The following is a 6,705-nucleotide window of genomic DNA, read 5'->3' as shown; positions in this document are numbered from 1 at the left end:
GGCCAATTTCTCTGCCGAACTTCAGGCCTTCAGGCTGGCCACGTCGGGCGCTTTCATCCTGGTGTCACGCATCGACGGCGTTGATCCGCAGAACACCTGCCGGGTGATGCTCATACACGGCGCTCCTTCAGGCACGACCTGATGGATTAGTACCTTCCAGCACTTTCGCTCAGCAATCTCTTCTCGACTAAGATGGCCGGCCGGATCGAAGGTTGGATGTCGCACAAGGCAGCGTCTTATCCATCAATGCCTTCGGGTGGTCAAAAGCAACAGGTCGGAATTGCCGGCGCCCTGGCAATGAGGCCCCTAGGTCATTTTCTGTGACGAACCCACGTCCGCTCTCGATCCAAAGCTTTGGCGAAGTTTTTGGGACGATGAAGCAGCTTGTCTCCGAAGGGATGACGACGGCTATCGTCACCCATGGATGGGCTTTGCCGCGAAAGTAGCAAGTCGCGTGATCTTCATGGATGCCGGGCGCATCGTCAAAAAAAAGGCCATCCGGATGACCTTTTTCAAATCCGCATAGCCCGAGGCTGAGGGCGTTTCTCGCCAGCTGGCAAGAGCGGCAACTCTGAAGTTGAGACAGAATCCTATTCTGTATTCGCCGCACCGATGCCAGACGATGCTCCGGTCACCAGCGCAGTCTTCCCATGCAGATTTTGACTCATGTTTTTCTCGCCGGTTGTTAGATGTTATACTTGATCAAGCCATACAGGCAGGTCCGCCCCAAAAACGAAGTTCTGATGAGGTGATCAGGGCGACTTATGAGGGAAATTGCAAGCCAGGGAACCCGGGCTACCAGCCACCTACGTCGGCTAGAACACTGGTGACATTGGATCCTCTGATGCAAATCGCCTAATTACGTTCTCAGTAATCCTTGACACGTTGTTGTCGTAACCGTTCCAATTCAGACTCAGAATCCAGCCGATCGAGGAAGTGCTGAACATCGCGCCGCCATGCGGTGTGGTGAAGTAGGTCATGTCAGCGCGGACCATCGGGTGTTCTACACCGGAGACGAACGGGTGAGTACCACCCATCTCCTCCGGCACCAACGACGCGTTCGGTCCGTGTTCAATAGAGCTCGCAAGCAGGAGGGTATGTGGCGGAGTGCCAAGGCGCAGATCGTATCGATCGACCTCGACTGCTGCTGCACCGTTGTATCCCAGCCCGAAGTCACCGATCTTCTCAGCAGGATCGACGCCGTCGAAGATCCAGTGCACGCGCTCGTCCATGGAGTCCGGAAGCCGGACGTAATATGTGCCCTGTTCCAGAGCGTGAGCGGCGTACGAAGTCCCCCATATCTTGTAACCAGAGCGTCCGCGGTTGCGCCATAAGCCCCCATGCTCGCATGTTGTGCTCATGTACTGTTCGCCCGGCTCTGACTGCCAAGCGCCGTCGCCGACTTCACCGCGGCGGACTTCAAGCAGCCAGGGTTTGTCCCCATCTAGCGCTGTTACCCAGTACATTCCATTGCCGCCGAGGTACAGGCCGCGTCCGCCGGACATTAGGTATTGTTCCCAGGCGTCAACATACGGGGTCGTGCAATACTCCGGATGCGAAGTGGTCATCACCGCCTTGTAATGCTTTAATTCGGCAACTCCGTTTGCATGAATTTCGTGGTCGGTGATGACGTCGTACTCGATGCCCTTCTGTTCCAACCAATCGATCAGGCCGAGATCGCCTTCGAAATTCCAAGTCGTGAGGTGCTTAGGCCTCAGCATGACCATCGGCTTGCGCCACGTAGCGTAGATGACTCCAGTGCCATCGGCATGCCTATCATAGTTTGCAAGCCCGTAAGGGGCGACGTTGCCATTGACTTCGAGATCACGGGATGTCGAGATGGAGGCGCCGCCGAAGTTGGCTTCCTGAGCGTAATCGCCCGGCGCGTCTTCTTGCCAGTTTGGGATAGGGTAAAAGTTGCCGTAGGCCATGTAGGTGAAGGTGGAAAATACGACTGCCACTGGGGCGCGTTTCGCGTCTGCGGCCGGAGTGACGAAAAAAGTAATGTAGTCTTCGAGGCCGCTGCCCTGAAGCCGCATCGCGTAAACTCCGCTCCGGAGATCGGCTGAGAGCTTGAACGAGAAATCGGACTCCCAACGGCAGTCGTCCATGGCATCTTCATGGAACCATAGTGCACCATATTGGTTGGGGGCGAAGGCATAGCAATCGACCTTTCCCTTCCAATTCCACCCGGTGCAGCCCTGCGTTGGCTGGTTCACGCACCTGCCGTGGTATCCGTTGTGAGAAAGGTCGACGACCGGGTCCCCTCCGGTGCCTTCCGATGATGCTCCCGCTGAGAAATCCCATCGAGCAACCACACCAAGAGCATCTTTGAGGGTTCCGTCGAGAAGCGAGGTGAAATCGTCACTGGTCAGCGCGATGCTTCTGATCGAAGGTGAATCAATTTTGCCATTATAGCAGTGCTCCACCCAAAGCCGTTCCGCGTTTGCGTTTCTCGGCGCCCCGGCGATGATCAATGGTCCGCCAGTGCAGCGCGGCGGAACAGCCGCGTCGAGGCCTTGCGAATCATCGCTGTCTAACGGGACAACCGGACCGAATCTGCTGTTGACACTGTTAATGACACTCTTTTGGCTGAGTTCAAGTCTGCAAAGCTTGGCATCGAAAGTGGCCGCGACGGAATACCAGACGTGGTTGAACATCGGCTTGTCTAGACAAAGCGACGACTGGCGTTGGCCGTCCGATGTCCTGATCCTGAGACAACCGTCGCCGGCGATGTCGAGTATCCAGCCAATTTCAGCTTCGGCGCACCATCTCGATATAATGGTCTGCGGCTTTCCTCCTGCCAATGTGGGCTGCACGAAAGCATGGATCGTGAAACCGTCCGCGAGAGCGAGTTCGGGCGAGCCCCTCACTTCCACATACGATCCGATCTGGGTTTCCTGACGCCGCCCGTTGAAGGTGCCTACGGTGCAGACTTCCTCTTCCTTATGACCAGGACCTCTAGGATCAGGATCCCCTGCGATCAGGCGCACGAGGACGGCCTCATATGTGTCCACGTCGGAGGACACGCGAAACTCGATTTCGTCGCCCGGCCGATACGTGGGGAAATCGGTGTAACCGCGCAGCCGTCGTGTCTCAAACATCTGCCTCCTCCTCCACATTCTCAACTTCAAGCTCCGCCACACGTTTGAGAAAAATCGCATGTCTGGCTGCGTCAACCGTTGGGTAGATTTCTTCACAGAGCACTTTCGGCGGTCGTCCTTGGGCGGCCGCCACGATAGAGAAGCCCCAGTTATTCGGGAGCTCGATCGGTAGGTACATTGCTTCTTCTGAAATCGTGCGGAAGTAGGCCAACACATACTGGAGCTGCAAACTATGGAAGTCGGGTCGCAGTCCCAGTGGGTTGGCAGCGTGTTCAGCGATTATCTCCCGCGTTACCATCGGCCGAACGTTTCGCCTGCGGAAGTCCTTGAAGACGGGATGGAAATGTTGAACGTATTTGTCCTTGTAGAGACGCGGATCGGTAAGCCCTTTCATGGGCGGCCCACCTCCTTGTCCGTCATTTCCTCGAGATTAATGTCCATCGAGTTTCTGATGTGCGGATACCATTTGTCATAGGCGAAGTTCAGGTGGTCCTCGTTCAGCATATAGGACCGGAAGTCCGCGACCGTCTCGAACTCCATCGAGATTGCGAAAGCGAAGTCTGCCTGGGCACCGGTCTGCCGCCATACCTTGTAATTCTTCACGCCCTGGAGCGTGCCAAGATACTCGATCGTTTTGATGAAGGAAGCCTCTTCGGAAGACTCCGGGGCATAGCGAAGGTTAAAGACGGCCATGTGCTGCATGGTCGGCACTCCTGTTCAATGACCAAATGTTTTCTGAGGAGGCCGGATGGCCTCCAGTTTTCTTAGACGACCTCGGGCAGCGGATCTGCGGAGGCAAAGCGCTTGAGGACATTTTCCGTCAGGCGCGACACGTTGTTTCTGTACCCGTTCCAGTTCAGCGAGTGGCACCATCCGATTGATGAGGAGCTGAACATGGCACCTCCCTCAGGAGTGGTAAAATAGGTCATGTCGGCCCGCACTTTAGGGTGTTCGATGCCGTTGATGAACGGGTGGGTGGTACCCATCTCCTCAGGTACGATCGTCGCGTTCGGCCCGTGCTCGACGGAACTACTCAACAGCATAGTGTGGGGCGGTGTTCCGTGACCCAGGTCGTATCGATCGAGCTCGACGGATGCGGCCCCTTTGTACCAGTGACCGAACGCTCCAATAGTTTCGCCCGGCTCAATTCCCTCAAAGATCCAGCGCACGCGTGCGTCTTTTGAATCCGGCAGCTGGACATAGTATCCTCCTTGCTCGAGTGCGTGTGCGATATAGCTTGTGCCCCATATCTTGTAGCCTGCCCGGCCGCGCATCCTCCAGAGTCCGCCGTGCTCGCCGGTCGAGCTGGTGTACTGCTCACCCGGTTCGGACTGCCACGCACCGTCGCCGGTCTCGCCCCGACGAACTTCGATCAACCACGGCTTCCCCTGAGGCTGCGCCGTCACCCAGTACATGCCGTTGCCGCCAAGATACATACCGCGCCCGCCCCGTTCGAGGTATTGCTCCCACGCGTCATTGTACGCCGTCGTCGTATATTCGGGGTGCGTGCATGTGACGACAACCTTGTACTGGCCGAGGAGTTGGGCGCCTTCGTGGACGTCGTGATCGGTAATCACGTCATATTCGAATCCGGACTCCTCCAACCAATCGATGAGGCAGAGATCGCCTTGGAAATTCCACGAGGTCAGGTGTTTGGGCCGCAACATGATTTGCGGGCGTCGCCATGTGGCGAAGATCGCTCCAGAGCCGTCTACGTGCCGTTCGTAGTTTGCCACGCCGTAGGGAGCCGCGCCTCCGGCGATCTCGAAGTCGCGGGTGGTCGCAATGGAAACCCCTCCATTGTTCGCCTCCTGTCCGTCGAAGCCGCTCTCGTCAGCGGCCCAATGCTGCAGCGGATAAAAATTGCTATACGACATGTAGGTGAACGTAGGCATTATCACCGCGATGGGAGCGCGCTTGGCTTTTGCGGCCGGAGTGACAAAGAACGTTACATAGTCCTCGTAACCGCCCCCGCGGAGGCGGACAGAGTACACTCCTGAGCTGGCATCCTCCGGCACGTCGAGGGTGAAATCCGCATCCCAGCCGCAATCCTCAAGCGCATCGGAATGAAACCAAATCGCACCGTATTGTTGCGGTGCTACCATGTAGCAGTCGAACTTCCCCTTCCAGTTCCACCCGGTGCAGGCACGAATTGGCTGGTTATGGCAGACTCCATGCTGCTCGTTGCCGGACACGTCCTGGACGTGGTCGGTCGCAATGCCGTTGAGGCTGATGCCATAGGAGAAGTCCCACCTCGCAAAGCAGCTTTCGGGCCGAACAACCGAATGACCATTATCCAGGAGTCGCAAATCTTCCGCACCGAGGCAGGCCTCGAAAATGACAGGAGAATCCAGTTTGCCGTTGTAGCAGTGAAGTCCCGCCTTCCCGTCAGCCGACAGGGCTGCCCCAAGCGTCACTGGGTCATCCGCGATGGCAGGAATACCAGTAAGTGTGATCGCCTTTTCGCATATGGCATCGATTGGCACGACCGGACCGAAGCGGCTGTTAAAGCCGTTGATGACGGAGCGCTGGCGGAGCGTGACAGATCGTAGCTCCGTATCGACCGTGACGGATACGGCGTACCAGACATAGTCGAAGAAGGGTTTATCGCATGCTATCTCGTTCCGGTTGCCGTTGCTGTCGACTAGTGAAAAGGCCATGCGCCCTTGGCGGATGGACAATTCCCAGCCCGCTTTACCCGGCTGCCCTTGGGATGCGATCACCTGGTAACCGTCTCTCGGACGTGTAGGTTTGACAAACGCGTGGAAGGTGAACCCTCCCTCGAACGACATCGGACGACGGAGGTCGGCGCGGATCATGTTTCCAGGCCGCGTCTCCTGCCGTCTACCCTTGAAGCGGCCAAGGTCCCGGACTTCCTCTTCCTTGAAACCAGGGCCAGACGGGTTCGGGTCGCCATTGATCAGGCGAACGAGCGTTGCCTCGTAGTCCCCGACGTCCGAGGACACATGGATAGTGACGCCGCTCCCAGCGGGAATATTGGGACTTTGGGTGTAGCCTCTGAGTTGACGACCGTCAAGCATCGTCGCTACCTTCCTCGGCCGTCAGTTCAGCGACTCGCATTTCGAAGATTGAATGTCTTGCTGCGTCGACCGTCGGGTAGGAATGTCCCTCTAAGACGAACGGCTCCTGGCCTCGCGTGGAAACGGCGATGCCAAAGCTCTGCTTATCTGCGTGATGATAGGGCATCAAGTAGGCGCTCTCTGGCTGCGTCCGGAAGTATCCAAGTAGATGATGAAGAGGCCAGCTGTGGAAATCTGGTCCATAGCCCAACGGATTGCGGCGATGTTCTTCGATGACATCCGGCGTGATAAGTTTACGCATGTGCTTGCGACGTAGCGCATGGTGAACCGGGTGAAAATGCTCCACTTCCTTGTTGATGTAACGAGCGGGGTCCGAGACTCCGGGCATGGTTTTTCCTCTCTCTCATCAATCGAGTGACTTAAACGTAATGTCTCGGGAGACGGTGATAGCGGGGAACCAGCGGGAGAAGGCGAAATCTAAATGCGGCCTGTCCTTCATGTATTCCTCAAATTCCCCGTCTGTGTCGAACTCCATCGAGATTCCGAATTCGCCCTCGGTC

Annotated in this window: 5 protein-coding genes; all 5 read right to left on the bottom strand. The window is 56.9% G+C overall.

Going from position 1 to position 6,705, the window contains the following annotated elements:
* Positions 1-815: 815 nt before the first annotated feature.
* On the bottom strand, positions 816-3,104 hold the full coding sequence (locus EOA13_RS36235; RefSeq protein ID WP_127297931.1) for a N,N-dimethylformamidase beta subunit family domain-containing protein: 2,289 nt from the start codon (positions 3,102-3,104) through the stop codon (positions 816-818).
* Positions 3,097-3,498: a hypothetical protein gene (locus EOA13_RS36230; RefSeq protein ID WP_127297930.1), complete on the bottom strand. Its 402-nt coding sequence runs from the start codon at positions 3,496-3,498 to the stop codon at positions 3,097-3,099. The genes EOA13_RS36235 and EOA13_RS36230 overlap by 8 nt, the downstream gene beginning before the upstream one ends.
* A complete protein-coding gene (locus EOA13_RS36225) occupies positions 3,495-3,806 on the bottom strand; it encodes a Dabb family protein (RefSeq protein WP_127297929.1) in 312 nt (103 codons plus the stop codon). Before EOA13_RS36225 ends, EOA13_RS36230 begins: the two co-directional genes overlap by 4 nt.
* A 62-nt stretch (positions 3,807-3,868) precedes the next feature.
* Positions 3,869-6,145 (bottom strand): N,N-dimethylformamidase beta subunit family domain-containing protein, encoded by a 2,277-nt coding sequence (locus EOA13_RS36220; RefSeq protein ID WP_127297928.1) that lies wholly within the window; start codon positions 6,143-6,145, stop codon positions 3,869-3,871.
* Positions 6,138-6,533 carry a hypothetical protein gene (locus EOA13_RS36215; RefSeq protein ID WP_127297927.1) on the bottom strand — a complete coding sequence of 132 codons (396 nt, stop codon included), beginning with the start codon at positions 6,531-6,533 and terminating at the stop codon, positions 6,138-6,140. Before EOA13_RS36215 ends, EOA13_RS36220 begins: the two co-directional genes overlap by 8 nt.
* Between the last annotated feature and the right edge of the window lie 172 nt (positions 6,534-6,705).

The organism is Mesorhizobium sp. M7A.F.Ca.US.011.01.1.1, from assembly GCF_003998295.1.
Lineage (GTDB): Bacteria > Pseudomonadota > Alphaproteobacteria > Rhizobiales > Rhizobiaceae > Mesorhizobium.
Note: the sequence above shows the minus strand (reverse complement) of the source record. Positions and strands in the feature narration are given on the sequence as shown.

What these genes read in the sequence shown, in the direction of transcription:
- EOA13_RS36230 (WP_127297930.1), bottom strand. Translation starts at nt 3,498, where the DNA reads ATGAAAGGGCTTACCGATCCGCGTCTCTACAAGGACAAATACGTTCAA.
- EOA13_RS36235 (WP_127297931.1), bottom strand. Translation starts at nt 3,104, where the DNA reads ATGTTTGAGACACGACGGCTGCGCGGTTACACCGATTTCCCCACGTAT.
- EOA13_RS36225 (WP_127297929.1), bottom strand. Translation starts at nt 3,806, where the DNA reads ATGCAGCACATGGCCGTCTTTAACCTTCGCTATGCCCCGGAGTCTTCC.
- EOA13_RS36220 (WP_127297928.1), bottom strand. Translation starts at nt 6,145, where the DNA reads ATGCTTGACGGTCGTCAACTCAGAGGCTACACCCAAAGTCCCAATATT.
- EOA13_RS36215 (WP_127297927.1), bottom strand. Translation starts at nt 6,533, where the DNA reads ATGCCCGGAGTCTCGGACCCCGCTCGTTACATCAACAAGGAAGTGGAG.